Below are 811 nucleotides of genomic sequence, written 5' to 3' on the forward strand. Positions count from 1 at the left end.
GAAACGCACCGTGCGCTCCAGATGCGTTGGATGGTGGGTTTCGCTTTCGCTCTACCCACCCTACTTCTTTAGTAGCCGACGGTGAAACGCTTGCGCTGGTGCGCGGGCTTTTCCAGCTCGTCCACCATTGCCACTGCGTAGTCTTCCACCGAGATGCGGCTGTCGCCCTTGTCGTTCACCAGCAGCTGCTCGGTGCCGAGGCGGAACTTGCCGGTGCGCTCGCCGGGGGCGATCAGCGCGGACGGGCTGAGCATGCTCCAGTTCAGGTGCGGCTCGGCGCGCAGCAGCTTCAGCGCTTCGCGCGCCCCCTCGGCGGTGGCGCGGTACATGTCGGGGAATTCCGGTGTGTCGAGCAATTGCACGCCCGGCGCGACTTCCAGGCTGCCGGCGCCACCGACCACCAGCAGGCGCTGCACGTCGGCGTCCTTGCTCGCATCGATGATGGAGCGGATGCCTTGCACGTAGTAGCCGTAGGTATCGCCTTGCGCGTGGCCGCTGAAGGCGCTGATGACGGCATCATGGCCCTTGAGCTGGGATGCGAGCCTTGCGCGGTCGAGGACGTCGGTACCCGCCGGCGTGAGGCCGGGGGCTGCGGCCAGTTTTTCGGGATGGCCGACCAATGCCGTGACCTGGTGGCCGCGCGACAGGACTTCCTTGAGGATGGCCGAGCCGATGAAGCCGGTGGCGCCGATGAGTGCGATTTTCATGAGGTGATCTCCGGGTTGTTGTCAGGGTGCAGGCCACATCATCGCGAATTCGATTGATTCGATAAACAGGCGGGTTGATAATTGATTGTTATTGTTTTCAATAC

1 protein-coding gene is annotated in these 811 nt (G+C 63.3%); it reads right to left on the reverse strand.

Annotated elements, in window-relative coordinates; all coding sequences use genetic code 11:
• Window positions 1-68 precede the first annotated feature (68 nt).
• Window positions 69-707: an NAD(P)-dependent oxidoreductase gene (locus AYR66_RS18650; RefSeq protein WP_088708749.1), complete on the reverse strand. Its 639-nt coding sequence runs from the start codon at window positions 705-707 to the stop codon at window positions 69-71.
• Window positions 708-811 lie beyond the last annotated feature (104 nt).

This window comes from Noviherbaspirillum denitrificans (assembly GCF_002211445.1).
Lineage (GTDB): Bacteria > Pseudomonadota > Gammaproteobacteria > Burkholderiales > Burkholderiaceae_D > Noviherbaspirillum > Noviherbaspirillum denitrificans.